The organism is uncultured Jatrophihabitans sp., from assembly GCF_964252635.1.
Lineage (GTDB): Bacteria > Actinomycetota > Actinomycetes > Mycobacteriales > Jatrophihabitantaceae > Jatrophihabitans.
In genome coordinates this window covers 93,793-118,716 of sequence record NZ_CAXUNP010000003.1, presented here as the reverse complement: position 1 = coordinate 118,716, position 24,924 = coordinate 93,793, and the positions used below count along the sequence as shown (strand labels likewise).

Below are 24,924 nucleotides of genomic sequence, written 5' to 3'. Positions count from 1 at the left end.
CCCCCCCCCCCCCCCCCCGCGCCCCCCGCCCCGGACACCCGCGCGTGCCCCCCCCCCCGCCGCGGGGCAACCGGTCGGGGCGCGGACAACTGCGTGGGCGACCCACAGTTGCGCGTGGGCGACCGACGGATGCGCGTGGGCGACCTACAGCAGCGACCGCAGCACGTACTGCATGATGCCGCCGTGGCGGTAGTAGTCCGCCTCGCCGGGGGTGTCGATGCGCACCGTGGCCTCGAACGTGTCCGAGCGCCCCTCGGCCTCGACCTTGACGGTGACCGTGCGCGGCGTCGTGCCGTCGTTGAGCTCGGTGATGCCGGCGATGCTGATGGTCTCCTCGCCGGTGAGCCCCATGTCCTCGGCCGTCTTGCCGCCGGGGAACTGCAGCGGCAGCACGCCCATGCCGATCAGGTTCGAGCGGTGGATGCGCTCGTAGGACTCGGCGATCACGGCACGCACACCGAGCAGCGCCGTGCCCTTGGCGGCCCAGTCGCGCGACGAGCCGGAGCCGTACTCCTTGCCGGCGAGCACGACCAGCGGGACGCCGGCGGCCGCGTAGTTCACCGAGGCGTCGTAGACCGAGGTGACCTCGCCGCCCGCGGTGAAGTCGCGGGTGACCCCGCCCTCCGTGCCGGGTGCGATCTGGTTGCGGAGCCGGATGTTCGCGAACGTGCCGCGGATCATCACCTCGTGGTTGCCGCGCCGCGAGCCGTAGGAGTTGAAGTCGCGACGGTCGACGCCGTGCTCCGACAGGTACTTGCCGGCGGGGGAGTCGGCCTTGATCGAGCTGGCCGGGCTGATGTGGTCGGTGGTCACCGAGTCGCCGAGCTTCAGCAGCACCCGCGCGCCCTCGATGTCGGTGACGTCCGACGGCTGCGCCGACATGCCCTCGAAGTACGGGGGCTTGCGGACGTAGGTCGAGTCGGCGTCCCACTCGAACGTGTCGCCCTCGGGGGTCGGCAGGCCCTGCCAGCGCTCGTCGCCGGCGAACACGTCGGCGTAGTCCTTGCTGAACATCTCGCTGGCGATCGCGGAGTCGATCGTCTCCTGGATCTCCTGCGGCGACGGCCAGATGTCGTGCAGGAAGACGTTCGCGCCGTCCTCGTCCTGGCCGATCGGGTCGTTGATGAGGTCGACGTCCATCGACCCGGCCAACGCGTACGCGACGACCAGCGGCGGGGAGGCCAGGTAGTTCATCTTCACGTCGGGGTTGATGCGGCCCTCGAAGTTCCGGTTGCCGGACAGCACGGCGGTGACGGCGAGGTCGCCGTCATTGACGGCCGTCGACACCTCTTCGATGATCGGGCCCGAGTTGCCGATGCAGGTCGTGCAGCCGTAGCCGACGAGGTTGAACCCGAGCTTCTCGAGGTAGGGCGTGAGGCCGGCGCGGTCGTAGTAGTCGGTGACCACCTTGGAGCCGGGCGCGAGTGACGTCTTGACCCACGGCTTGCGGGTGAGCCCCTTCTCGACCGCCTTCTTGGCGAGCAGGGCGGCGCCGATCATCACCGACGGGTTCGAGGTGTTGGTGCACGAGGTGATGGCGGCGATGACCACGGCGCCGTGGTCGACGACGGCGTCGGTGCCGTCGATGGAGACGGCGACCGGGTTCGACGTGCGGCCGTCCGCGTTCGCGGCTGCTGTGTGCGTCGGGGCCGGGGGAGCGGCGTCCGCGTCGGGGGCCGCCGGGTCGGAGGCCGGGAACGTCTCGCCGACCGACTCGTCCACGGAGTCCTGCTGGGAGTCGCCGTCGACGTAGGAGTTGAGCGCCTCACGGAACATGGGCTTCGCCGACTTCAGCGGAACGCGGTCCTGCGGGCGCTTCGGGCCGGCCAGCGACGGCTCGACGGTGGACAGGTCCAGCTCGAGCGTCTCGGAGAAGCGCGGCTCGACGGACGGGTCGTGCCACAGACCGTTGGCCTTCGCGTAGGTCTCGACGAGGGCGATCTGGTCGTCGTCGCGGCCGGTGAACTTGAGGTAGCGCAGCGTCTCGTCGTCGATGGGGAAGATCGCGCACGTCGAGCCGTACTCCGGGCTCATGTTGCCGATGGTCGCGCGGTTGGCCAGCGGCACCGCGCCCACCCCCGGCCCGTAGAACTCGACGAACTTGCCGACGACGCCCTGCTTGCGCAGCATCTCGGTGATGGTCAGCACGAGGTCGGTGGCCGTCGAGCCGTCCGGCAGCTCGCCGTTGAGCTTGAAGCCGACGACCTTCGGGATGAGCATGCTGACCGGCTGGCCCAGCATGGCCGCCTCGGCCTCGATGCCGCCCACGCCCCATCCGAGCACGCCCAGGCCGTTCACCATCGTGGTGTGCGAGTCGGTGCCGACGAGGGTGTCCGGGTAGGCCACGCCGTTGCGGCTGAAGACGACGCGGGCGAGGTACTCGATGTTGACCTGGTGCACGATGCCGGTGCCGGGCGGGACGACCTTGAACTCGTTGAAGGCGCCCTGTCCCCAGCGCAGGAACTGGTAGCGCTCGAGGTTGCGCTCGTACTCCAGCTCGACGTTGCGCGCGAACGAGTCGGGCGTGCCGAACAGGTCGGCGATGACGGAGTGGTCGATGACCAGCTCGGCGGGCGCTAACGGATTGATCTTCGCCGCGTCGCCGCCGAGCTCGACCACGGCCTCACGCATGGTGGCGAGGTCGACGACGGCGGGAACGCCGGTGAAGTCCTGCATGACGACGCGGGCCGGCGTGAACTGGATCTCGGTGTCGGGCTCGGCGTCCGGGTCCCAGCCGCCGACGGCGCGGATCTGCTCGGCCGTGACGTTGTGGCCGTCCTCGGTGCGCAGCAGGTTCTCGAGCAGCACCTTGAGGCTGAAGGGCAGGGTCTCGGACCCCTCGACGGCGTCGATGCGGTAGTAGTCCAGCGTCGCGTCGCCGACGCGCAGCTCTGCCTTGGCCCCGAAGCTGTTCTTCTCCGCCGTCACGACGTGCTCCCTGTCTGGTGGTGGCTGGTCCAAAATCTCTTGACGTCAAGATACCACCGGCGATCCTGAGCGTTCGCCGCGCCGGAAAGGTATCCGCAGAGCATCACCGGGGCATCCGCCCCGTAAACTCACGCCCTGTGGTGGCCGAGGCGACCGGCGAACGGCCGGCAGCAGACGCCCCGGGAAGACCCTCGACACGCCACAGGCTGGCCGCGACGGCGATGCGTCCGATCCATGCCGTCGGGTGGCGGTGGATCCGCATCGGCGCGCTCACCGTCTACGCCGGCGTCCTGCTGTACTTCACGATCTTCCGCTCCGTGCCGACCGCGCGGCTGCCGCTCGCCTGCATCATCGTCACCGGACTGCTGCTCACCCGGCTCGGTCAGGGCTGGCGTCGCCTGGGCCAGGTGCTCGTCGACTGGGCCCCGTTCACGGCCGTGCTGCTGCTCTACGACCGCACCCGCGGGATCGCCGACAGCCTGGGCATCCCGCTGCACGAGAGCGACATCGTGCACGCCGAACGCTGGACCTTCGGCGGCATCGACCCGACCGTGTGGCTGCAGAACCATCTCTACGACTCCGCGCACCCGCTCGTCGTGCACTGGTACGACGGGCTGTGCACGCTGGTCTACACGTCGCACTTCCTGGCGACGCCGATCGTCGCCGCCATCCTGTGGCTCCGGGCACGCCGGCTCTGGATCCGCTACATCACGCGGGTCATCATCTTGTCGTTCAGCGGCCTGCTCACCTACGTGCTGTTCCCCGAGGCCCCGCCGTGGCTGGCCGCGAAGGACGGCGACCTCGCACCGGTCGCACGACTGTCGACCCGCGGGTGGATCTGGCTGCACGCCGGCAACGTGAACACGACGCTGGCCAAGGCGCAGACCGCGGGATCGAACGCGGTCGCGGCCATGCCGTCGCTGCACACCGCGTTCGCCACGTTGATCGCCCTGTTCATCGGCTCGCTGCTGACGACGCGGTGGCGCTACCTACTCGTCCTGTACCCGATGGCCATGGCCTTCACGCTGGTCTACACCGGCGAGCACTACGTCCTGGACTGTGTGGCCGGTGTGCTCTACGCCCTCGCCGTCCACTTCGCCGTCAGCTGGTGGGAACGGCGGCGCGCGGCCCGGGGCGACGACCCGGCGGCAGAGGTGGCCGAGCCGACCTCCCTGGAGCCGGAGATGGAGCCGGAGCCGGAGCTGGAGCCCGAGCCGGAGCGCGACCCCGTCTGAGGCACGCCCTCCGGGGGCCGGTCGCCTCTGTGGGCGGGTCACGTCCGCCGTTTCGTGCCCGCCGGTGCTGTCCGGTGTCGGCTCTGGCCCGCTTTGTGACGTCTGTTGCCAGTGTTTTCAGTGGTGTCACTGGCGCTGATGGGGCAGAAATGGCACTCTGAGGCTCGCTGTGTTCGCGTGGGGGATGTCAGAGGAGTTGCATTGCTGCATCTGAGACGTGCCTCGATCCGTGGTGCGAGCCGCCGGACCATCGCTGCCACCGCGGTGCTGGCCATCGGCGCCGTCACCGTGTTCGTGGCACCCGGCGCGGCATCGGCGGCGCCGAAGCCGCCGCCGAACCCCACCAACGGCCAGCTCTCCGCAGCAGCTGCGGCGAAGGCGGCCGCGAACGCCGAGGTCAGTCGCCAGTCGGCCGCGGTGGGCCGGCTCGGCGGCGAGGTCGCCGCGGCACAGTCGCAGCTCGCCGCCCTGCAGGGCGCCGCCGAGCTCGCCGAGCAGAAGGTGGCCCTCGCGGTCGCCAACCAGCGCGCCGGACAGGCCCGGGCCAGCAGCGCGATCGCCGCGAACTCGCGCGCTGTCGCCGCGGTCAAGGCCAACCACGACAGTGCCGTGCGCGAGGTGCAGTCCATCTACATCAGCGGTCAGTCCGGCGACTCCACCGGCGCCCTGCTGCAGGCCAGCAACCCGACGGCCCTGCTCGACCAGTCGGCCCTGAACAACTTCATCGTCCGGAACAAGACCGACGCCATCGGTCGCTCGCAGAAGCTGTCGATCGCCGCGTCCAACACGGCCGCGAAGGCGCGCCTGGCCGTGCAGCGCCTCAAGGTCCTGACGGCGACGGCGAAGTCCGCCCAGCGCGCCGCCGCTGCCGCGGTGTCCCTGCAGGCGTCCCGCAAGGCGTCGCTGGAGTCCACCCTGGCCTCGAGTCAGGCCGCCCTGACCGCGCAGCAGAACGCGTTCAGCGCCGCGCAGGCCCACCTGGCCACCCTCACCGGGCAGCGGGCCGCGTACAACGCCTACCAGCGCTACCTCGCCTACCAGCGCCGCCTGGCTGCGGAACGTGCTGCGAAGGCCCGCCGGATCGCCGCGCAGCGAGCGCAGGCGGCCGCCGCGGCGGCGTACGCACGCAAGCACCACAAGAAGCACGGTGGCGGTGGGAGCAGCTACACCTACAGCGCACCGGTGCACGCCTCCGGGGGCAGCTGGACCGCGGCCCGCGGTCGGGCGGCGGTGCGCCGGGCGATGACGACCCTGGGCACGCCTTACGCGTGGGCCGGTGGCGGTTCGAGCGGGCCGGGCTACGGCGTGTGCGACGCCAGCAACGGCGCGCCGAACGACTGTTACGTCCGCGGCTACGACTGCTCCGGCCTGGCCATGTACGCGTGGGGGCCCTACATCTCGATGGCCCACTACGCCGCCACCCAGTACACCCAGGCCGGTAGCTATCACCCGTCGCTGAGCCACCTCAAGCCCGGGGACCTGCTGTTCTGGAGCAACGGCGGCATCGGCGGTATCCACCACGTGGCCATCTACAAGGGCAACGGGCAGATCATCCAAGCGCCGTACAGCGGTGGGTACGTCGAGGTCAGCTCGATGTACGACCCGGGGACGATCTTCGGCGCGACCCGCCCGCTGACCTGACGCGTAGCCTGGCCCGATGACCGCCGTCGGACCGCTGCGTGACCGTTTCGGGCGGGTCGCCACCGATCTGCGGATCTCGTTGACGGACCTGTGCTCGCTGCGCTGCACCTACTGCATGCCGGCCGAGGGGCTGGACTGGCTGACCAAGGCCCAGCGACTGACCGACGACGAGTTCGTGCGGCTCGCGTCGGTGTTCGTCGGCCTGGGCGTGACGTCGATGCGGCTCACCGGCGGCGAGCCGCTGGTGCATCCCACGCTCCCGGCGGTCATCGCGCGTCTTGCCGCCCTGTCACCCCGGCCGGCGTTGTCGCTGACCACGAACGGCGTGACGCTGGCCGGTCGCGCGCAAGAACTGGCGGCGTCCGGGCTCGAACGGGTCAACGTCTCGCTCGACACCCTGGACCGCGAACGGTTCGCCGCGCTGACCCGGCGGGACCGGCTGCCGGAGGTGCTGGCCGGCATCGAGGCCGCCGCCGCCGCCGGACTCGACCCGTTGAAGATCAACGCTGTGCTGGCGCGCGACAGCAACCTGGACGAGGCGCCCGCGTTGCTCGCGTGGAGCCTCGAGCGCGGCCTGCGGCTGCGCTTCATCGAGCACATGCCGCTGGACGCAGACCATCTGTGGTCGCGCGAGGACATGGTGACCGCCGACGAGATCCAGGGGCTGCTGTCCGCTGCGGGGTATGAGTTACGGCCCTTCGGCCGGCGCGGCAACGCCCCGGCCGAGGAGTTCGAAGTCCTCGACGGCCCGGGCCGCGAGCGCTGGGCCGGGCGGGAGCCGCGGGTGGGCATCATCGCGTCGGTCACCCGGCCGTTCTGCCGCGAGTGCGACCGGCTGCGGCTCACCGCCGACGGGCAGTTGCGCACCTGCCTCTTCGCGCAGACCGAGACCGATCTGCGCGCGCCGCTGCGCAACGGAGCCTGCGACGCCGAGCTCGCCGAGCTCATCGCCGAGGCCGTCGCCGGCAAGCAGGCCGGGCACGGCATCGACGCGGTGGACTTCGTGCAGCCGGCCCGGTCGATGTCGGCCATCGGCGGCTGATCCGCTACCTCAGCGGGCCGCGTTCCAGCAGGAATCCCCGGCGGGTGAGGAAGCCGGCCAGGTCGTCGCTGTGCTCGGGGCAGGCCAGCCAGTGCTTGACCCGGGTGGCGGTGTGCAGGCGCGGATTGCGCCAGGACAGATCGACGGCCGCGGGTTGGCGGCAGCCCCGCGCCGAGCAGCGCGGCGACTCCTCGACGTCGGGCACGGACACCCAGGCACCGTACAGCGACGTCCCGTACCGTGACTCTGACCGCATGCGCACGATGCTGCGGCGATGCCGTGCGAGGGAGAACACGTGACCCAGTCCGACCACCAGCACACCCCGGCCAGCGACGCAGCTGCTCTCGAGCGCGTGATGTTCGAGGTCAAGCGCGTGATCGTCGGGCAGGAACGGCTGGTCGAGCGGCTCGTGGTCAGCGTGTTGGCGCAAGGGCACTGCCTGCTCGAGGGCGTTCCCGGCGTCGCGAAGACCCTCGCCGTCGAGACCCTGGCCCGCACGGTCGACGGCACGTTCTCGCGGTTGCAATTCACCCCGGACCTCGTTCCCTCCGACATCGTCGGCACCCGGATCTACCGCCCCGGGTCGGAGTCCTTCGCCACCGAGCTCGGCCCGATCATGGCCAACTTCGTGCTGGCCGACGAGATCAACCGGGCGCCGGCCAAGGTGCAGTCCGCGATGCTCGAGGTCATGGCCGAGAGGCACGTGACGATCGGCGGCAACCGCTACGACGTCCCGCGGCCGTTCCTCGTCCTCGCCACCCAGAACCCGATCGAGTCCGAGGGCGTGTACCCGCTGCCCGAGGCCCAACGGGACCGGTTCCTGATGAAGGTCACGGTCGACTACCCGTCCGCGGCCGAGGAGCGGGAGATCGTCTACCGCATGGGTGCGCAGGCGCCGGTCGCCAACGCGGTGCTGTCCACCGACGACCTGCAGCGCCTGCAGGCCACGTCGAGCCGCGTCTTCGTGCACCACGCGATCGTCGACTACGTCGTGCGCCTGGTCCTGGCCACCCGCGCGCCCCAGCAGCTCGGTCTCGGCGACGTCGCGCAATGGATCTCCTACGGCGCGAGCCCGCGCGCCAGCCTCGGGCTCGTCGCCGCCTCGCGGGCCCTCGCGCTGACCCGCGGCCGCGACTACGTGCTCCCGCAGGACGTGCTCGACATCGCCGTCGACGTGCTCGCCCATCGACTCGTGCTCAGCTACGACGCCATCGCCGACGGGGTCCCGGCCACGCATGCGGTGCGCCGGATCCTGCAGGCCGTCCCGCTGCCGCAGGTGGCGTCGCGACAGCGCGCCGGTGGCCCCGCCGGCGCGCCGGCCGGCCCCCAAGGACCCGGCAACCAAGGACCGGGCAACCAGGGACCCGGCAACCAGGGGCCCGGCAGCCAGGGACCGGGTGCTCAGCGGCTCGTCTACGGATCGGCGTCCGGCCAGGGTGGCCAGGGCGGCGGTCAGGGTGGCCAGGGCGGCGCCGCGACGGGCGGCCCGTGGGGCGAGCGCTCGGCGTGACGTGGGGTCGGGGGTGCGTACGTGAGTGAGCCCGCGGACCACGGCCCGCGCCTGGATCTGCACGAGGGTGACGCCCTGCTGCGCCGGCTCGAGTTGACGGTGCGCAACAAGCTCGACGGCCTCCTGCAGGGCAACTACCTGGGGCTGGTGCCCGGCCCCGGCAGCGAGGCGGGGGAGTCCCGGCCCTACGTTCCCGGTGACGACGTCCGCCGCATGGACTGGGCGGTCACGGCCCGCACCACCGTTCCGCACCTGCGCCAGACCATCGCCGATCGTGAGCTGGAGACGTGGCTGGTGGTCGACCTGTCGGCCAGCATGGATTTCGGCACCGCCCGCGCCGAGAAGCGCGAGCTCGTGCTGGCCGCGATCACCGCGATCGTGCAGTTGACGGTGCGTGGCGGCAACCGGGTGGGCGCGATCGTCGGCAACGGTGCGCAGTCGTTCGTCATCCCCGCCCTCGGCGGGCACATCCATGCGCGGCAACTGGTCCGTCAGGTCGCCGGTACGCCGCGCGTCGACGGAGCCGGCGGTCGCGGCGGCGAGCGGGGCGGCCACGATCTCGCCGACCTGCTGGAGCAGCTGCGCCGGCCGCAACGACGCCGTGGCCTCGTGGCCGTCGTCTCCGACTTCGTCGACAGCGTGCCCTCGGACGAACCTCCGACCTGGGAGCGGCCGCTGCGCGCCCTCGCCGCCCGTCATCAACTACTCGGGGTCGAGATCCTCGACCCGCGCGAACTCGAGCTGGCTGCCGCGGGGCTGGTCACCTTCGTCGACACCGAGACCGGACGTCAGCTCGAGGTGCAGACCGACGACGCCGCGGTGCGCCAGCGGTACGCAGCGGCCGCACAGGCGCAGCGCGCCCGCATCGCGACCGCCCTCCGGCACGCCGGGTCCGCCCATCTGCAACTGCGCACCGATCGCGACTGGGTGTCCGACGTCGTGCGCTTCGTCATCGCCCGCCGACAGCTCGTGTCCGGCGCGCGCGGAGCAGGAGTCAGCTGATGTTCCTCCACCCCGTCTACCTGCTGCTGCTGGTCGTCGTCGCGGCCCTGCTCGCCGTCTACCTCGTGCTGCAGCTGCGGCGCAAGACGTTCGTCGCGCGGTTCAGCAACGTCGAGCTGCTCGGCAGTGTGGCCCCGCGCCGCCCGGGTTGGCGCCGGCACCTGACGTTCGCGCTGCTGCTCATCGGCCTGACCGTGCTGTCCATCGGCGTGGCCAAACCGGCCCGCACGGTGCGGGTCCCGCGTGACGAGGCCACGGTCATGCTCGCCATCGACGTGTCGCTGTCGATGAAGGCCACCGACGTGCCACCGAGCCGGATCAAGGCTGCGCAGTCCGCCGCCAAGTCGTTCGCCGCGCTGCTGCCGCCGCGCATCAATCTCGGGCTCGTCAGCTTCGCCCGGACCGGCAACGTCCTGGTCTCGCCCACGACCAACCGCGACCAGGTCGACCGCGCCGTGGACGGGCTGCAGCTGGCCAGCTACACCGCACTCGGCGACGGCGTCGTCGCCTCCCTCAACGCCATCCGCAGCTTCAGCTCGGCCAGCAAGAACAAGGGCGCCAAGCCGCCGCCCGCGCGCATCGTGCTGCTGAGCGACGGCGAGCGCACGATCGGCACCAGCATCGCGCAGGCCATCGCCGATGCCCGCGCCGCAAAGGTCACGGTGTCGACGATCGCCTTCGGCACCGACACCGGCATGGTGACGCAGGACGGCCAGACCCTGCGGGTTCCCGCCAACAAACCGGAGCTGCGTTCGATCGCGCAGGGCACCGGGGGAACGTTCGACAGCGCCGTGTCCGAGGGGCAGCTGCGCAAGATCTACTCCGACATCGGATCCAAGATCGGCTACACGAAGGAACGCCGCGACATCAGCTACCGGTTCCTCGTCGCCGGCCTGCTCGTGCTGTTCGCCGCCGGGGCATCGTCGATGCTCTGGTCCGGCCGTCTCGTCTAGAACCGGCCGGAACGCCCGGACTCAGGCCCAGGGATCCAGCACGAGCTTGCCGACCGAGCTGCGGTCGAGCAGCGCGCGGTGCGCGTCGGCGACACTGTCGAGGGAGTACGTCGGGCCCACGATCGGTCGCAGCTCGTCGGCGGCGATGAGGGTGAACAGGTCTGTGAGCGCGGCGCTCATCATCTCCGGGTGGGCCGCCACGTGCACCAGCCAGAAACCGATCACCGCGGTGCTGCGGGCCATCAGCCGCGCGGGGTCGACCGGCGTCGGCGGGACCCGCCCGGCCATACCGAACACGGCCAGCCGACCGAGCGGCGCCAGCGCGTCCAGGCTCTGATCGAACACCGGCCCGCCGGTCATCTCCAGCACGGCGTCGACGCCGCGGCCGCCGTTCGCGTCGCGCAGCGCGGCCTTGAGGTCCGGCGCACGGGAGTCGAGCGCGACGTCGGCGCCCAGCTCCAAGGTCAGCGCCCGCTTGTCCTCGCTGGACGCGGTGGCGATGACGCGACCCGCGCCCCACCGCTTCGCGAGCTGGATGGCCAGCGTGCCGACGCCGCCGGCACCCGCGTGCACCACGACCGTCTCGCCGGGCTGCAGGTGGACGCTGGTGCGCAGCAGATGCCACGCGGTGACGCCCTGCACGAGCGAGGCCAGCGCCTGCCCGTCGGACACGCCGTCCGGGATCGGTACCAGCCGCGACGGGTCGACGGCAACCCGCCGTGCGTACCCACCGGCACCGACCAGGCCGAGCAACCGGCGCCCGCCCGAGTCGCGGACCACGACCTCGCCACCCGGGATCAACGGCAACTGCTGCGAGGACAGGTAGGAGTCCTCGATCTGGTGGGTGTCCGCGTAGTTGATGCCGGCGGCCACCACGTCGAGCACCTCCTGGCCGTCGCGGACCTCGGGGTCCGGCAGGTCGGTGGGGACGAGCAGTTCGGGGCCCCCGAACTCGGTGATCTGGATAGCGCGCATGGGGCGAACCTACGCGCGCCGCCCTACCCGGCAGTAGCGCCAGTGCCGGCCGGGGGCGAGTAGGCATCCGCTAGCGTCGGTGCGGTGACCGAGTCCCCGCGAGCCGACCCTGCGGCCGCCGACACCGACGCCGACGGAGGCCGGACGGTGCTGGTGACCGGGGGCAACCGCGGCATCGGCCTGGCCATCGCCCGCGCCTTCGCCGCGAACGGCGACCGCGTCGCGGTCACGCACCGCGGCAGCGGCGCGCCGGACGGCCTGTTCGGGGTGCGGTGCGACGTCACGTCCGCCGAGGACGTCGACGCCGCCTTCGCCGCGGTCGAGGCCGAGCTCGGCCCGGTCGAGATCCTGGTGGCCAACGCCGGCACCACCGACGACACCCTGCTGCTGCGGATGAGCGAGGACTCCTTCACCGCCGTCGTGGACGCGAACCTCACGGGCGCCTACCGCGTCGCGAAGCGGGCCGCCCAGGGCATGCTGCGGGCCAGGAAGGGCCGGCTCATCTTCATCTCCTCGGTGGTCGCGCTCCTGGGCGCGCCGGGTCAGGCGAACTACGCGTCGTCGAAGGCCGGTCTCATCGGCCTGGCCCGCTCGATCGCCCGGGAGCTCGGCAGCCGGTCCATCACCGCCAACGTCATCGCGCCGGGCTTCATCGAGACCGACATGACGGCGGCCATGACCGACGCCCGGCGCTCCGAGATCCTGGCGACGGTCCCCTTGAAGCGCTACGGGCAGGTCGACGACGTCGCCGCCGCCGCCGTCTACCTCGCCTCGCCCGGCGCCGGGTACGTCACCGGGGTCGTCCTGCCGGTCGACGGCGGCGTCGGCATGGGCATCTGACATCCACCGAGCGCAGGGAGACACGATGGGACTGCTGGACGGCAAGCGGCTGCTGATCACCGGGGTGATCACGGACGCCTCGATCGCGTTCGCGATCGCCCGCACCGCGCAGGAGCAGGGCGCCGAGGTCGTGCTCACCGGGTACGGGCGCATGTCGCTGGTCGAGCGGGTGGCCCGCAAGCTGCCCACCCCGCCGCCGGTCATCGAGCTCGACGTCGCCGACCAGGGCCAGCTGGACTCGCTGGCCGACCGGGTACGCGAGCACGTCGACGGCATCGACGGAGTGGTGCACGCGATCGGGTTCGCGCCGGCCTCGGCCCTCGGCGGGGACTTCCTGGCCACCCCGTGGGAGGACGTCGCGACCGCCGTCCAGGTGTCGACGTACTCCCTGAAATCCCTCGCCGTCGCGACCCTGCCACTCTTCCCGGAGACCGGCGGCTCCGTCCTCGGCATGACCTTCGACGCGACCGTCGCCTGGCCGGCCTACGACTGGATGGGTGTGGCGAAGGCGGGCCTGGAGTCGGCGTCGCGCTACCTGGCCCGCGAGCTCGGCCCGAAGCACATCCGCGTCAACCTGGTCTCGGCCGGCCCCCTGCGCACGATGGCCGCGCGCAGCATCCCCGGGTTCAGCCGCTTCGAGGACGCGTGGTCCGGGCGCGCGCCGCTCGGATGGGACAACAGCGACCTCGACCCGGTGGCCCGCAGCAGCGTCGCCCTGCTGTCGGACTGGTTCCCGGCCACGACCGGCGAGATCGTGCACGTCGACGGCGGTTTTCACGCCATGGGCGTCTGATGGCGCAACCGCAGGCGCCGACCTACGACGCGATCCTGCTGCTGTCCTTCGGCGGCCCCGAGGGGCCCGACGACGTCATGCCGTTCCTGCGCAACGTCACGCGCGGGCGTGGCATCCCCGACGAGCGATTGGCCGACGTCGCCGAGCACTACCAGCACTTCCACGGCGTCTCGCCCATCAACGAGCAGAACCGGGCGCTGATGGCCGCGATGCACGACGAGCTGGTGCGGCGCGGCCACGACCTGCCGATCTACTGGGGCAACCGCAACTGGAAGCCCTACGTGGCCGACGCGGTGCGGCAGATGCGTGACGACCACGTCGAGCGCGCGGTGGTCGTGGCGACCAGTGCCACGTCGTCCTACTCGGGCTGCCGCCAGTACCGCGACGACCTCGCGCAGGCGCAGCGCGTGGCCGGCGGCGGATCGCCCGAGCTGGTCAAGGTGCGGCACTACTTCGACCACCCCGGTTTCATCGCGGCCACCGCCGACGGCCTGCGTGCGGCTCTCGACGCGCTGCCCGCCGCGCACCGCGACAGCGCCCGCCTCGTCTTCACCGCGCACTCCATACCGCAACGGATGAACGACGAGTCCGGTCCGGAGCGCAACGGGCTGTACGCCGCCGAGCAGCGCGAGACCGCACGGCTGACCGCGGAGGCTGTCCGGGGCCCGGGCGCAGAGTTCGACCTCGTGTGGCAGTCGCGGTCGGGGCCGCCGCAGGTGCCGTGGCTCGAACCCGACATCAACGACCACCTCGAGGCCCTGGCCGCCGACGGCGTGCAGGCCGTGGTCGTCGCGCCCACCGGCTTCGTGTCCGACCACCTCGAGGTGCTGTGGGACCTCGACACCGAGGCCGAGGAGACGGCGGCACGTCTGGGGATGGCGTTCGCGCGAGCCGCCACCGCCGGTACCCACCCCGCCTTCGTCGGGGCGATGTGCGACCTCGTCGAGGAGCGGACGTCGGGCACGGACCCGCAGCATCTCGGTCGACTGGGCCTGTGCGGGGTGGACTGCCCGGTGGGGTGCTGCCCGGCACCGCAACGTCGCAGCAGCTGACGGCTGGTCAGGCCGCGGTCAGGCGGGGAGGGCGTTGTACGCCGCCTGCCGGGCCCGCCGCACGGCCGTCGCCAGCGGGCGCAACGCCTCGGCCCGCACGGCCATACCGTGCTGGTGGACCGCCCCGCCGACGGGGTCCTCGGCCACGAGGTCGAGGACGGCCTGCAACCGCTCGGCCTGCGACAGCAACGCCACGGCGCTCGACGGGTGGTCGGGCGGGACGTTGACCTGGTCGCCGGCGCGCCGGGCCCCGGACAGCAGCGTTGCGACGTCGGCGCTGGACCCACCCACCCCGGCGGTGGCCAGGGCGGACGCCGACTCGCGAATGGTGGTGGTCAGGTCGTACTGCGCCTCACGCAGGTCGAGGTGGTCGTGCGGCAGCGCCTCGGCGACGAAGGCCGTCCAGACGACGGTGGGCGGCGCGCTGCTCGGGGTGTGGACCGTCACCTCGGGGACGAGGGCGAGCCCGGGCGCGACCACGGCCTCACCGGCGTCCAGCGCGGCGGCCCGCAGTGGGGCCGGCCCGGGCAGCCCGCGGACGTCACCGGGCGCCGGCAGCACCAGTCGCGGCGCGGCGCCGGTGCGCCGCCACGCGACGAGCGCCTCCCGCAACGTCACGGGCTCGTCGAATCCGGCCAGCCCGACGACCTGGTGCGGCGCGTCGTCCCCCGTGGTCGCGTCGAGCACCTCGTCCAGGCTCAACCGGCCCACGAGCCACGCCTGCGCCCAGGCTGCGAGCGCTCCGGAGCGGACGTAGGACACGCTGTCCGAGGGTAGGAGCAGCCGCCGTCGCCGTGCGGGTCGGGGCCGTCGCGACGGCTGGTCGCGGGCGTGGTGCCACCACGACGACCCGCGCCGCCCGTAACGTCACCGCCCGTGCGTGACTACGGCGACGTCCTGGCCGGACCGGCCCGGCGCAAGCAGCTTCCCCAGCTCCCCGCCGAGACGGGACTGGTCGTCGAGACCGCCGACGGCCGGTTCTGCGGTGCCGTGGTCACCGTCGGACGGGCCGTGGAGGCGGGGGAGAAGCGCGACACCGTCACCCTCGAGGACCGCCACGGCACGCGTCGCGAGTTCGCGATGCTGCCGGCGGCGTTCCTGCAGGACGGCCGGCCGGTCACCCTGGTGCGGCCGGCGCAGGCGGCCGCGACACCGGCCGCACGAGCGCGAACGGCCTCCGGTTCGTACGCGGTGGCCGGAGCGAAAGCGCGGGTGGCCCGGGGCAGCCGGCTGTGGGTCGAGGGCGTGCACGACGCGGCGCTGCTCGAACGCATCTGGGGTGACGACCTGCGTGTCGAGGGCATCGTCGTCGAACCGCTCGACGGCATCGACGACCTGGTGTCGCACGTGCGGGCCTTCGCACCGTCCGCGCAGCGCCGGATCGGCGTGCTCGTGGACCACCTCGTCCCCGGCAGCAAGGAGACTCGCATCGTGGCGCAGGTGCGCGACCCCCACGTGCTGGTCAACGGCCACCCCTACATCGACATCTGGCAGGCCGTGAAACCCACCGCACTGGGCATCGACGCGTGGCCCGTCGTCCCGCGCGGCACGAACTGGAAGGACGGCATCTGCGCCGCGCTGCGGGTCAGCGACCCGCGCGAGATGTGGCGCCGCGTCCTGGGCAGCGTCGACAGCTACGCCGACGTCGAGGTGCCGCTGCTGCGCGCCGTCGAGGAGTTGATCGACTTCGTCACGGTGCCCGACGCGTCGTGACCGTGATCGCCATCGAGACATTCTGACCCGGGGTACGGGCGCCGCACAGCACCGAGGCGCACTATGGAGCCATGCCTGACTGGTTGCTGTGGTTGATCGCGGCCGGCGTCTTTGCCGCCGTCGAGGCGACCACGCTCACGCTCGTCGTGCTGATGTTCGGCGGGGGAGCAGCCGCGGCCGCCATCACCGCGGCCCTGGGCGGGCCGGTGCTCCTGCAGTTCGTCGTGGCGATCGTGGTCACGGTGGCGCTGCTCGGCGTCGTCCGGCCGATCGCCAGGAACCACATGCTCCCGGGCAGCGGCGCCGTCACCGGGTCCGACGCACTCGTCGGGCGCACCGCGGTCGTGCTGTCGGCCGTCGACGCGCGTACCGGCCGGGTCCGGCTGAACGGTGCCGAGTGGTCGGCGCGTTCCCTGGACGACAGCCGGGTCCTCCCGGTCGGGCGTGAGGTGCGGGTCGTACAGATCAACGGGGCGACAGCCGTCGTCTTCGACGAGGCCACGGACGAACAGTCCGCGGTCGTCCCGGAGGAGAACTCATGACCGGCGGACTGATCGCAGCCATCATCATCCTGGCCATCGTGCTGATCACGCTCGTACGCAGTGTGCGCATCGTGCCGCAGGCCCGGGCAGCCGTCATCGAACGCCTCGGCCGCTACATCCGCACGGCCACACCCGGCCTGACCCTCCTGGTGCCCTTCGTCGACCGCATGCGCCCCATGATCGACCTGCGCGAGCAGGTGGTCAGCTTCCCGCCGCAGCCGGTGATCACGTCTGACAACCTGACCGTCGGCGTCGACTCGGTCATCTACTTCCAGGTCACCGAGCCGCGGGCGGCGACGTATGAGATCCAGAACTACATCCAGGCCGTCGAGCAGCTGACGATCACCACGTTGCGCAACGTCGTCGGCTCGCTGAACCTCGAGCAGGCGCTGACCAGCCGCGACGAGATCAACGGCAAGCTGCGTGGCGTCCTGGACGAGGCGACCGGGCCGTGGGGCATCCGGGTGGCGCGCGTCGAGATCAAGGCCATCGACCCGCCGCCGTCCATCCAGGACGCGATGGAGCAGCAGATGCGCGCGGACCGGAACAAGCGTGCGCTCATCCTCACCGCCGAGGGTCAGCGGGAGAGCGCGATCAAGACAGCCGAGGGCAACAAGGTGGCGCAGATCCTCAGCGCCGAGGGCCAGAAGCAGGCCGCGATCCTGGCCGCCGAGGCCGACCGCCAGTCGCGCATCCTCAAGGCCGAGGGCGAGCGGGCGGCGCTGTACCTGGCGGCGCAGGGTGAGGCCAAGGCCATCGAGACCAAGTTCGGTGCCATCCACGCCGCCAAGCCCGACCCGGCGCTGCTCGCCTACCAGTACCTGCAGACCTTGCCCCAGATCGCGCAGGGCGACTCGAACAAGATGTGGATCGTCCCGTCCGAGTTCAGCAAGGCTCTCGACGGCCTGGCCAAGCTGACCGGTGGCGACGGGGAGGACGCGCCGAACTGGCTGGCCCAGACCGGGGCCGACACCGGCGCCGGCGACGCGATCGACACCAGCAACTGGTTCGACTCCAACCTGCCCCCGGCCGCGGAGCAGCCGGAAGCCGCGGGCATCCTGTTGTCCGACGACGATGCCGACACGCTGGACGCGCACAGCGGGCTGCCGGACGCCGACGTGGACGTCGCGGAGCTCCTCCGCCGCCGCGTGCCGACCGGCGACGACCGCCCCCAGCACAGCGCGGACGAGCCGGAGCCGCCGCCGGCCGACCCCAATGCCTGACCTCCGCGGTGATCAACTGCGGATCCGGGTGACTTTTCCGCCGCGATCCGCAGTTGATCACCCGACAGGGGCACTGGGCAGCGAGGGGCGGGTCGGGGCCCGACGGACGACTCTCAGCCGGCGCGACTGCTGAGGACGCAGAACTCGTTGCCCTCGGGGTCGGCCAGCACCACCCACGACTCGTCACCCTGCCCGACGTCCACGCGCTGCGCGCCGAGACCCACCAGCCGCGCGACCTCGGCGGCCTGGTCCGCGGGTCGGAAGTCCGGGTGCAGCCGGTTCTTGATCGTCTTGTCCTCGGGGACGACCGCGAACAGCAGCCCGGGCAGTTGGTCGGGCGTGGGGCGGATCTCGAACTCGTCCGCGGCGTCGTTGACCACGACCCATCCGAGCGCGTCCGCCCACCACCGCCCGAGCGCCACCGGGTCGCGGGCATCCATCACCACCTGCTCCCACACGAGATCCACGACGTGCCTCCTTCGTCAGAAGCCGGTCTGGTTGACCGGCAGCAGCGCGGTCGCGAACATGGCCGACGCGCGGTCGAGCGACCCGGGCGTCAGTTCCTCGACCCGGCCGGCCACGGCGACCTCGCGCAGGCGGTGCCCGCCCAGGTAGATCGACGCGAGGTCACGCTGGTCCAGGCGCAGATCGGCGGGCACGTCGGTGCGCGTGCAGTGCGACCCGGTGTCGTCGCTGACCAGCACGTAACGCCCCTGGGCGTAACCCGGGCCGGCGGTGTCGACCACGTCGAGCACGATCGAATCGGACACTCCGTAGGTTCGTGCCGACAGCGCGGCCGGGACGTCGAGCATCCGCAGCCAGACGAAGTCGAAGGTGGACGTCGTCTCCAACGCGCGGCCGTCGGCAAGCAGGAAGCGCACCTGCTCGTCGAGAGCCGCCTGGTGGATGTTGATCTCCTCGACGACGTCCATGGCCGCGAGGTACCCCCACTGGTCGCGGTAGGCCTCGGGCCCGGCCGCGAAGAACTCGTGCAGGTCCACGGCGGCGAGCGGCCCGTACAGGTCGAAGTCGCGGTTGCGGCGCCACGCCAGCATGCCGTCGGGGCCGTCGGGGCCGTCGTGCACGAACCAGCTGGCCCGCATCGACGGGAGCGGCGCGGCACCCTCGCGGCCGAACTGCTGGTCCCACCACCGCGGCAGCCGCTGCACCTGGCCGGCACGGCGGCGCCGGGCCGAGTCGAAGATCGCGGGCGCGAGCGCCCTGGCCTCGTCGAGGTCGACCGGGCGGATGCAGTGCGTGTCGGCGCCGGCCACGCCACCCGAACGTCGCGGGCGAAAGGTGTAACCGGCGGCGTCGACGGCCGGCGCGTATCCGAAGCGCCCGTAGATCGGCCACTCGGCGGCCACGAGCATGCTCAGGGCGTCGCCGCGGTCGGCGGCGGCCTGCAGCGACTGCGTGATCATCGTGGTCAGCAGCCCACGACGGCGGTGGGTGGCGGCGACGCTGACGCCGGTGAGGGCGTCGGCAGCGAGCTCGACCGCGGTTCCGTCCGGGCCGGGCACCGTGATGGTCCGTCCGAAGGTGGCGAGGGTACCCACCCAGTGCCCGCGCTCGCGTGCGCCCCACGTGCGGGCCGGCTCCAGCACCCACCGACGCCGCTCGACACCGTCGGTGAACTCCTCGCCATGGACGTCACCCATCAGGGTCATCATCAACTGGCGTGACCAGCCCTCCAGGTCCTCGGTGTCGACCGGGTGGACGAGTTCGAGCGGCATACCCCGACCCTGCCAGGCCGGGTCAACTCAGATCCAGCTGACGCGGCCGTGCAGGTACACGTAGCCGATGAAGCTCATGGCGTCGATCACGCCGTGGGCGATCACGAGCGGCCAGACCCGCTTCGTCCGCTGGAACCACCAACCGAAGATGACGCCCATGATCGCGTTGCCGACGAAACCGCCGAAGCCCTGGTACAGGTGGTACGAACCGCGCACCACCGACTCCAGCGCCAACGCGCGGGAGTTCGACCAGCCCAGTTGCGCGAGCCGCGTCAACACGAAGGCGCAGACCACGACCTCCTCGCCGATGCCCTGCTGGAACGCCTCGAGCAGCAGCGTGGGCACGCGGTACCAGACGTCCGGGAAGCTGGTGACCACGATCTGGGCGTTCAGCCCGAGCTCGCGCGCGACGTAGACCAGGCCCAGGCCGGGGATGCCGATCAGGCCGGCGAACCCGAGCCCGACCCCGACCTCACGGACCCCGAACCGGTTCAGGCCGATGCCCAGCCCGCGCCCGCCCGGTGTCCGCAGCAGCAGCACCACCGCGAGGAAGGCCGGGGCCAGGCCGGCCAGGATGGACGCGAGCTGGTCGAGGATGTCCAGGTACTGGTAGTGGACGGTGTTGCTGCCGCTCTTGATCGGGGCGGTGGCGACCTTGCTGAACCCGACGCCCTTCTGGATCACGATCTGCGAGCGCAGGAAGTCGAGAAACGCGGTGAGTCCGGACAACCCGTAGCTGACGCCGAGTACGGCGACGAGCTCGAGACCGAAGCGTGGGGGAGCGGCGCGCTCGGCGACGGGCGGGTCCGTCGAGGCGCTCATGCCGACAGTGTGCCGCAGCCGCGTGGGGACCCGGCGACCTGCTCAGCGTGCCGTGAGCGCGCCGTCCCGGGTGCGCAGGCTCAGGTCCGCGCAGGCCGCGCAGGTCTCCTCGGGTACGACACCGACGCGCATGAGCACGGCGAAGGCCTTGCAGCCCAGGCACAGGCCGAGCATCGATTCGAGGCCGGCGGCGACGACGAGCACCACCAGCAGCCCGGCGGTGACGGCGGGCAGCCCGAACGCCAGGAACAGCACCGCGGCGAGGGTCAGGGTGGCGCCGATCGCCTGCGCGAAACGCTTCGGCGGGCCGGGCACGAGCCGCTCGTGGCCGATGCGTGGGGCCACGACACGCGTGGCCAACTGGCCGAGCGGGCTGAGCCGGGGCCCCGCCAGTACGCGCGCCACGAAGCCGTAGGCGAGCGCGACGGTCAACCACAACCAGCCGGTGCCGACCGCCGCCCCGAGTGTGAGGGTGACCAGGGAGAGGACGAGGACACCTGCGGCGACGCAGCGGGCCGCGACCTCGTTGACGGGGTTGGGGAAACCGATCACGGACACGGGTCAAGTCTAGTCGGCAAGTAGGCTTTGCCGACCGCCCGACCACGCCACGCGATCAACTCCGGGCGGGAGCCAGCACCAGGGTCTGCAGGCCGGCACCGACGACGCCGTGCCGGTCCGACAGCGTCGAGCGGGCCAGGGCCGAGCCGTGGGCGCCCAGCTGGGTCGCCGCGTCGAGCAGCACCCACTCACCGACGACCGGCCGCGCGAGATGCACGTCGAGGTCGACGTTGACGAACGACCACGCGCTCCAGTCGAGCTCGGAGGACAGGCCGTTGCCGCTGTCGGCGACGAGTACCGCGCGGGCCAGGCCGCTCCACTCGTAACCGTCGAACAGTCCGGTCCGGGCCCGGGTCCAGGCGGTGCCCGGGCCGGGTTCGCTCAGCCCGCCCGACACCCGACGCCAGTCCAGGCTGTCCCCGTACCCGAAGGAATGGTCGAGGCCCGGGAGGTCGTCGGGGAGCTCGGTCCCAGGGCCCAGGGCCGGCGCCTGCTCCGAGGTGTCGGCCCTTCGTACGAACCAGACCCTGGACGTCAGGCAGCGCCGGCCCGCGGCCAGCACCGTGACCTCGGCCAGCACCGCGCTGCGTGCCGCGCGCACGATCGCGGCACGGACCTCGAGCTCGGCGACCGGGACCGGCCCGACGAATTCGGACCCCAGCCGCAGGGCCGTCAGGTCGTCACGGTGGGTCACCTGCGACACGATCCGCTCGGCGGCCGCGACGGCCAGCGCGTTCGGCGGGCCGCCGTGCTGCAGGACCGGCGACCACGGGCCGACCGTGTGCGGGCTGGAGTCGCAGACCCAGTGCAGCTCGTCGGCCGCCGAGCGGTCCTGCGTCAGGTCGTAGTAAAGGTGTGACACCGAGTTCCTTTCGATCTCCTGTGAAGCGCCTTCATGACCTACTATGTGGCACGAAAGGGCGTGCGGCACATCCCTCCCGTGCCGCCGCCCTTTCCTGTCCCTCGCGTCGGGCGACGGAACCGCCGTACCGGCTAGGCACGAAGTGGAGCATGAACCCCTGCGCCCGGCGACAGGGTGGCAACCGAAGGACGGCACGGTGACCCAGCCCAGGATCGCAGTGATCGGCAGCGGCGTGGCCGGGTTGACCTCGGCCTACATCATGCAACGCGAGGCCGCGGTGACCCTCTACGAGGCCGACGGCCGTCTCGGCGGGCACGCGGACACCCACGACGTGGTCGGCGCCGACGGCGTCCTGCGCAACATCGACACCGGGTTCATCGTCCACAACCTGCGCAGCTACCCCCACCTTCGACGGCTGTTCAGCGAGTTGGGGGTGGCAACCCAGGAGTCCGACATGAGCATGTCGATCTCCTGCGCCGGCTGCGGCCTCGAATACGCGGGCGGGCGCGGGCTGTCGGGTCTGCTGCCGACGGTCCGCACGGTGCTGACGCCGCGGTACCTGCGCCTGCTGCGCGAGGTCGTCCGCTTCTACCGTGACGCCCACGCGCTGCTGGCCGGCGACGAGCACGAGCTCACGATCCGCCAGTTCCTCGACCAGCACGGCTACTCCGACTACTTCACCGCGCACTTCGTGACGCCGGTGATCGCCGCCGTGTGGTCGACCGCGCCGACCGAGGCCGGCGACTACCCGGCCCGCTACCTGTTCACGTTCCTGCAGAACCACGGCGCGCTCTCGGTGAGCGGCAGCCCGGTCTGGTACACGGTCACAGGTGGTTCGGCCCGCTACGTCGAGAAGGCGGCCAAGAGCCTGACGTCGGTGCAGACCTCGACCCCGGTCCGCGCGGTCACCCGGGTCGGTCGGGGCGTCGAAGTCCGCGACGACGCCGACCAGGTCGAGCACTTCGACGGTGCCGTCATCGCGACGCACCCGCATCAGGCCCTGTCGATGCTGAGCGCCCCGACCCGTTCCGAGACCGAGGTGCTCGGTGCCATCGGGTACACCGTCAACCCGACCCTGTTGCACACCGACGCGTCACTGTTGCCCCGCACGCCGCGCGCGCAGGCCTCGTGGAACTACGCCCTGCCGGCGTGCGACGCGGTGCCCACGTCGGTGCAGGTCAGCTACAACATGAACCGCCTGCAGCGTCTGGACGCCCCGCAGACCTACATCGTCACCCTCAACGGCGACGACCGGGTCGCTCCCGACACGGTGCTCGAACGCATGGCCTACGAGCACCCCGTCTACACCACCGCATCGGTGGCCGCCCGCGAACGCCTGCCCGAGCTCAACGACGGGGTCGTCGCCTTCGCCGGCGCCTATCACGGCTGGGGTTTCCACGAGGACGGGTGCCGGGCGGGGGTCGAGGCGGCCAAGAGCCTGGGTGTGCGCTGGTGAGCGTCACCCCTGCAACCCCGAGAACACCGGCGCTCTACGACGTCTCGATCGCGCACGTGCGGGCCGAGCCGGTCCGCCACGACGTACGGCACTCCAGCTACCTCTGGTTCGTCGATCTCGACGACCTGCCCGAGCACGGGCCGCTGGCACGCTTCCGGCCAAGCGATCACGTGGGCGACCCAGGCCGCACCCTGCGCGAGAACGTCGAGGCCTACCTGCACGAGAACGGCATCGACCTGCGCGGCGGGCGCATCACCATGCTGACCAGTGCCCGCAGCCTCGGCTACGTCTTCAACCCGCTGACGCTGTACTGGTGCCACGACTCCGCGGGCGAGGTCGTCGCCGTCGTGGCCGAGGTGCACAACACCTACCGGCAGCGGCACCGCTACCTGCTGCAACCCGACGACGCCGGCCGGGTCGACACCGAGAAGCAGTTCTTCGTGTCGCCGTTCTACCCCGTCGACGGTCACTACCGGATGAGCCTGCCCGAGCCCGGTGACCGGCTCGCCGTCACCATCACGTTGCACCGGCCGGACGCCAAGCCGTTCACGGCGTCCGTGCGTGGGGTCCGCCGAGCCGCCACCCGGCGCGCGGTGCTGACCACTGCGCTGCGCCACCCGTTCGAGACCTGGCTCGTGCGCGCCCTGATCACCGTCCACGGCCTGCGGCTGTGGCGCAAGGGCCTGCCGATCCAGCACCGCCCGCCCCACCCGTCGGACCGTCCGGAGGACACCGCCATGCCAACCATCGCCGACCGCCTCGCCACCCTGCTGCGCGACACCGCCGGTATCGACCTGCCGGTGCGCATCCGCGCCTGGGACGGCAGCGAGGCCGGCCCCGCCGACGGCGGCCCCGTGCTGGTCATCCGCTCCCGGCGGGCCCTGCGCCGCCTGCTCTGGGCGCCGGGCGAGCTGGGTCTCGCCCGCGCCTACGTCACCGGCGACCTCGACGTCGACGGCGATCTCGCCGACGGCTTCCGGCGGGCGTGGAAGCTGGCGCGTTCGCGTCCCACCACCGGCGTCTCGCTGTCCACCGGCGCGAAGGCCAAGGCCGCGCTGGGCGCGGCCCGGCTCGGCGCCGTCGGTGCGCCGCCCACCCCGCCGGCGTCCGAGGCGCGCTTACGCGGCGGGTTGCACACCAAGCTGCGCGACCGGGCCGCGATCTCCCACCACTACGACCTGTCCAACGAGTTCTACGAGCTGCTGCTCGACGAGACGATGGCCTACTCCTCGGCCTACTTCACGCACGAGGGCCAGTCGCTCGTCGACGCACAGCGGGCGAAGCTCGACCTCGTCTGCCGCAAGCTCGACCTGCAGCCCGGCAAGCGCCTGCTCGACGTCGGGTGCGGGTGGGGCTCGATGATCCTGCACGCGGCCGAGCACTACGGCGTGCACGCCGTCGGCGTCACCCTCTCGGCCCAGCAGCGCGACTTCATCGCCAAGCGCATCGCCGAGCGCGGGCTGTCCGACCGCGTCGAGGTGCGACTGCAGGACTACCGCGAGCTCGCCGGGACGACCGAGCAGTTCGACGCCGTGAGTTCCATCGAGATGGGCGAGCACGTCGGCGAGGGCAACTACCCCGAGTACGTCGGCCTCATGTTCGACGCGCTCAAGCCCACCGGCCGCCTGCTGCTGCAGCAGATGTCGCGACACGAGAACACCGCTCCGGGTGGTGGGGCGTTCATCGAGTCCTACATCGCACCGGACATGCACATGCGCCCGATCTGGCAGACGACCCGTCACCTGGTCAACGGTGGCTTCGAGGTCCGTGACGTGGAGGCCATGCGCGAGCACTACGTCACCACCGTGCAGCACTGGATCGACACGTTCGAGTCCCACTGGGACGAGTTCGTCGCGCTGCAGGGGGAGGAGGTCGCGCGGGTCTGGCGGCTTTACCTCGTCGGCGGCATGCTGACCTTCGACGAGGGTCGGATGGGTGTCGACCAGTTCCTCGCCGTCAAGCCGAGTGCCGAGGGCGTCAGCGCGATGCCGGCGACGAGGCCGTGGTCGGTGAACAGCTAGGCACGGTGGGTACGTTGCCG

General features: G+C 71.8%; 23 protein-coding genes and 1 pseudogene. 15 read left to right on the top strand and 9 right to left on the bottom strand.

Annotated elements, in window-relative coordinates:
• Positions 1-144: 144 nt before the first annotated feature.
• Positions 145-2,928 (bottom strand): aconitate hydratase, encoded by a 2,784-nt coding sequence (locus ACFFCA_RS02430; protein WP_375481453.1) that lies wholly within the window; start codon positions 2,926-2,928, stop codon positions 145-147.
• Positions 2,929-3,149: 221 nt separating this feature from the next.
• On the opposite strand from ACFFCA_RS02430, the gene ACFFCA_RS02425 reads away from it, so the two are divergent.
• From ACFFCA_RS02425 to moaA, 3 genes are all read left to right on the top strand, one after another.
• Positions 3,150-4,163, top strand: coding sequence for a phosphatase PAP2 family protein (locus ACFFCA_RS02425; RefSeq protein WP_375481451.1), 1,014 nt, complete (start codon positions 3,150-3,152; stop codon positions 4,161-4,163).
• Between the two features lie 201 nt (positions 4,164-4,364).
• The gene (locus ACFFCA_RS02420; protein ID WP_375481449.1) at positions 4,365-5,804 is read left to right on the top strand and encodes a C40 family peptidase; all 1,440 of its coding nucleotides are present in this window, start codon (positions 4,365-4,367) and stop codon (positions 5,802-5,804) included.
• A 16-nt stretch (positions 5,805-5,820) separates the two neighbouring features.
• On the top strand, positions 5,821-6,846 hold the full coding sequence (moaA, locus tag ACFFCA_RS02415) for a GTP 3',8-cyclase MoaA (protein WP_375481447.1): 1,026 nt from the start codon (positions 5,821-5,823) through the stop codon (positions 6,844-6,846).
• A gap of 4 nt (positions 6,847-6,850) precedes the next feature.
• Here moaA and ACFFCA_RS02410 read toward each other — a convergent pair whose 3' ends face one another.
• A complete protein-coding gene (locus ACFFCA_RS02410; protein ID WP_375481445.1) occupies positions 6,851-7,102 on the bottom strand; it encodes an acetone carboxylase in 252 nt (83 codons plus the stop codon).
• Between the two features lie 18 nt (positions 7,103-7,120).
• On the opposite strand from ACFFCA_RS02410, the gene ACFFCA_RS02405 reads away from it, so the two are divergent.
• From ACFFCA_RS02405 to ACFFCA_RS02395, 3 genes are read left to right on the top strand one after another with little or no spacing between them, the layout of a single operon-like run.
• Positions 7,121-8,356 (top strand): AAA family ATPase, encoded by a 1,236-nt coding sequence (locus tag ACFFCA_RS02405; RefSeq protein ID WP_375481443.1) that lies wholly within the window; start codon positions 7,121-7,123, stop codon positions 8,354-8,356.
• Between the two features lie 21 nt (positions 8,357-8,377).
• The gene (locus ACFFCA_RS02400; RefSeq protein WP_375481441.1) at positions 8,378-9,358 is read left to right on the top strand and encodes a DUF58 domain-containing protein; all 981 of its coding nucleotides are present in this window, start codon (positions 8,378-8,380) and stop codon (positions 9,356-9,358) included.
• Positions 9,358-10,311 carry a VWA domain-containing protein gene (locus ACFFCA_RS02395; RefSeq protein WP_375481439.1) on the top strand — a complete coding sequence of 318 codons (954 nt, stop codon included), beginning with the start codon at positions 9,358-9,360 and terminating at the stop codon, positions 10,309-10,311. The genes ACFFCA_RS02400 and ACFFCA_RS02395 overlap by 1 nt, the downstream gene beginning before the upstream one ends.
• A gap of 21 nt (positions 10,312-10,332) precedes the next feature.
• On the opposite strand, the gene ACFFCA_RS02390 is transcribed toward ACFFCA_RS02395, so the two are convergent.
• Positions 10,333-11,286, bottom strand: coding sequence for a zinc-binding alcohol dehydrogenase family protein (locus tag ACFFCA_RS02390; protein WP_375481437.1), 954 nt, complete (start codon positions 11,284-11,286; stop codon positions 10,333-10,335).
• Positions 11,287-11,370: 84 nt separating this feature from the next.
• Here ACFFCA_RS02390 and fabG point away from each other — a divergent pair, with 84 nt between their 5' ends.
• Genes fabG through ACFFCA_RS02375 form a run of 3 tightly spaced genes read left to right on the top strand, consistent with a single transcriptional unit; the run spans position 11,371 to position 13,971 of the window.
• The gene (gene fabG, locus ACFFCA_RS02385) at positions 11,371-12,126 is read left to right on the top strand and encodes a 3-oxoacyl-ACP reductase FabG (RefSeq protein WP_375481435.1); all 756 of its coding nucleotides are present in this window, start codon (positions 11,371-11,373) and stop codon (positions 12,124-12,126) included.
• 25 nt (positions 12,127-12,151) lie between these two features.
• On the top strand, positions 12,152-12,919 hold the full coding sequence (gene fabI / locus ACFFCA_RS02380) for an enoyl-ACP reductase FabI (protein WP_375481433.1): 768 nt from the start codon (positions 12,152-12,154) through the stop codon (positions 12,917-12,919).
• Positions 12,919-13,971, top strand: coding sequence for a ferrochelatase (locus ACFFCA_RS02375; protein WP_375481432.1), 1,053 nt, complete (start codon positions 12,919-12,921; stop codon positions 13,969-13,971). Before fabI ends, ACFFCA_RS02375 begins: the two co-directional genes overlap by 1 nt.
• Positions 13,972-13,989: 18 nt before the next feature.
• Here the strand turns inward: ACFFCA_RS02375 and ACFFCA_RS02370 are convergent, their stop codons facing one another.
• On the bottom strand, positions 13,990-14,733 hold the full coding sequence (locus tag ACFFCA_RS02370) for a hypothetical protein (protein WP_375481430.1): 744 nt from the start codon (positions 14,731-14,733) through the stop codon (positions 13,990-13,992).
• 114 nt (positions 14,734-14,847) lie between these two features.
• Between ACFFCA_RS02370 and ACFFCA_RS02365 the strand changes: the two genes are divergently transcribed.
• The 3 genes from ACFFCA_RS02365 to ACFFCA_RS02355 all read left to right on the top strand — a co-directional run bounded on the left by ACFFCA_RS02365 (position 14,848) and on the right by ACFFCA_RS02355 (position 17,449).
• The gene (locus tag ACFFCA_RS02365; RefSeq protein WP_375481429.1) at positions 14,848-15,684 is read left to right on the top strand and encodes a DUF3097 family protein; all 837 of its coding nucleotides are present in this window, start codon (positions 14,848-14,850) and stop codon (positions 15,682-15,684) included.
• A gap of 71 nt (positions 15,685-15,755) precedes the next feature.
• The gene (locus tag ACFFCA_RS02360; RefSeq protein WP_375481427.1) at positions 15,756-16,226 is read left to right on the top strand and encodes an NfeD family protein; all 471 of its coding nucleotides are present in this window, start codon (positions 15,756-15,758) and stop codon (positions 16,224-16,226) included.
• The gene (locus ACFFCA_RS02355) at positions 16,223-17,449 is read left to right on the top strand and encodes an SPFH domain-containing protein (RefSeq protein WP_375481425.1); all 1,227 of its coding nucleotides are present in this window, start codon (positions 16,223-16,225) and stop codon (positions 17,447-17,449) included. Before ACFFCA_RS02360 ends, ACFFCA_RS02355 begins: the two co-directional genes overlap by 4 nt.
• 113 nt (positions 17,450-17,562) lie before the next feature.
• Here ACFFCA_RS02355 and ACFFCA_RS02350 read toward each other — a convergent pair whose 3' ends face one another.
• Genes ACFFCA_RS02350 through ACFFCA_RS02330 form a run of 5 tightly spaced genes read right to left on the bottom strand, consistent with a single transcriptional unit; the run spans position 17,563 to position 21,427 of the window.
• Positions 17,563-17,916, bottom strand: coding sequence for a VOC family protein (locus ACFFCA_RS02350; RefSeq protein ID WP_375481423.1), 354 nt, complete (start codon positions 17,914-17,916; stop codon positions 17,563-17,565).
• Positions 17,917-17,931: 15 nt separating this feature from the next.
• Positions 17,932-19,185, bottom strand: a complete 1,254-nt coding sequence (locus tag ACFFCA_RS02345) for a GNAT family N-acetyltransferase (protein WP_375481421.1) — start codon at positions 19,183-19,185, stop codon at positions 17,932-17,934.
• Positions 19,186-19,212: 27 nt separating this feature from the next.
• Positions 19,213-20,007: a CPBP family intramembrane glutamic endopeptidase gene (locus ACFFCA_RS02340; protein WP_375481419.1), complete on the bottom strand. Its 795-nt coding sequence runs from the start codon at positions 20,005-20,007 to the stop codon at positions 19,213-19,215.
• Between the two features lie 42 nt (positions 20,008-20,049).
• Positions 20,050-20,565, bottom strand: coding sequence for a DUF4395 domain-containing protein (locus ACFFCA_RS02335; RefSeq protein ID WP_375481417.1), 516 nt, complete (start codon positions 20,563-20,565; stop codon positions 20,050-20,052).
• A gap of 55 nt (positions 20,566-20,620) precedes the next feature.
• Entirely contained in the window at positions 20,621-21,427 is an 807-nt protein-coding gene (locus tag ACFFCA_RS02330) for a thioesterase family protein (RefSeq protein ID WP_375481415.1), read from the bottom strand.
• A 196-nt stretch (positions 21,428-21,623) separates the two neighbouring features.
• On the opposite strand from ACFFCA_RS02330, the gene ACFFCA_RS02325 reads away from it, so the two are divergent.
• The 3 genes and pseudogenes from ACFFCA_RS02325 (at position 21,624) to ACFFCA_RS02315 (ending at position 24,904) form a co-directional block, all read left to right on the top strand.
• A complete protein-coding gene (locus ACFFCA_RS02325) occupies positions 21,624-22,883 on the top strand; it encodes an NAD(P)/FAD-dependent oxidoreductase (protein WP_375481413.1) in 1,260 nt (419 codons plus the stop codon).
• Positions 22,835-23,578: pseudogene (locus ACFFCA_RS02320) on the top strand (DUF1365 domain-containing protein); the annotation flags it as partial. The gene ACFFCA_RS02325 and the pseudogene ACFFCA_RS02320, both read left to right, overlap by 49 nt.
• A gap of 42 nt (positions 23,579-23,620) precedes the next feature.
• A complete protein-coding gene (locus ACFFCA_RS02315; protein ID WP_375481529.1) occupies positions 23,621-24,904 on the top strand; it encodes a class I SAM-dependent methyltransferase in 1,284 nt (427 codons plus the stop codon).
• Positions 24,905-24,924: the final 20 nt, after the last annotated feature.

Bases quoted from the DNA above. Each gene is read 5' to 3' on its own strand.
- ACFFCA_RS02410 (WP_375481445.1), bottom strand. From the start codon at position 7,102: ATGCGGTCAGAGTCACGGTACGGGACGTCGCTGTACGGTGCCTGGGTG.
- fabI (WP_375481433.1), top strand. From the start codon at position 12,152: ATGGGACTGCTGGACGGCAAGCGGCTGCTGATCACCGGGGTGATCACG.
- ACFFCA_RS02345 (WP_375481421.1), bottom strand. From the start codon at position 19,185: ATGCCGCTCGAACTCGTCCACCCGGTCGACACCGAGGACCTGGAGGGC.
- moaA (WP_375481447.1), top strand. From the start codon at position 5,821: ATGACCGCCGTCGGACCGCTGCGTGACCGTTTCGGGCGGGTCGCCACC.
- ACFFCA_RS02355 (WP_375481425.1), top strand. From the start codon at position 16,223: ATGACCGGCGGACTGATCGCAGCCATCATCATCCTGGCCATCGTGCTG.
- ACFFCA_RS02405 (WP_375481443.1), top strand. From the start codon at position 7,121: ATGCCGTGCGAGGGAGAACACGTGACCCAGTCCGACCACCAGCACACC.
- ACFFCA_RS02425 (WP_375481451.1), top strand. From the start codon at position 3,150: ATGCGTCCGATCCATGCCGTCGGGTGGCGGTGGATCCGCATCGGCGCG.
- ACFFCA_RS02340 (WP_375481419.1), bottom strand. From the start codon at position 20,007: ATGAGCGCCTCGACGGACCCGCCCGTCGCCGAGCGCGCCGCTCCCCCA.
- ACFFCA_RS02375 (WP_375481432.1), top strand. From the start codon at position 12,919: ATGGCGCAACCGCAGGCGCCGACCTACGACGCGATCCTGCTGCTGTCC.
- ACFFCA_RS02360 (WP_375481427.1), top strand. From the start codon at position 15,756: ATGCCTGACTGGTTGCTGTGGTTGATCGCGGCCGGCGTCTTTGCCGCC.
- ACFFCA_RS02315 (WP_375481529.1), top strand. From the start codon at position 23,621: ATGCCAACCATCGCCGACCGCCTCGCCACCCTGCTGCGCGACACCGCC.
- ACFFCA_RS02390 (WP_375481437.1), bottom strand. From the start codon at position 11,286: ATGCGCGCTATCCAGATCACCGAGTTCGGGGGCCCCGAACTGCTCGTC.
- ACFFCA_RS02395 (WP_375481439.1), top strand. From the start codon at position 9,358: ATGTTCCTCCACCCCGTCTACCTGCTGCTGCTGGTCGTCGTCGCGGCC.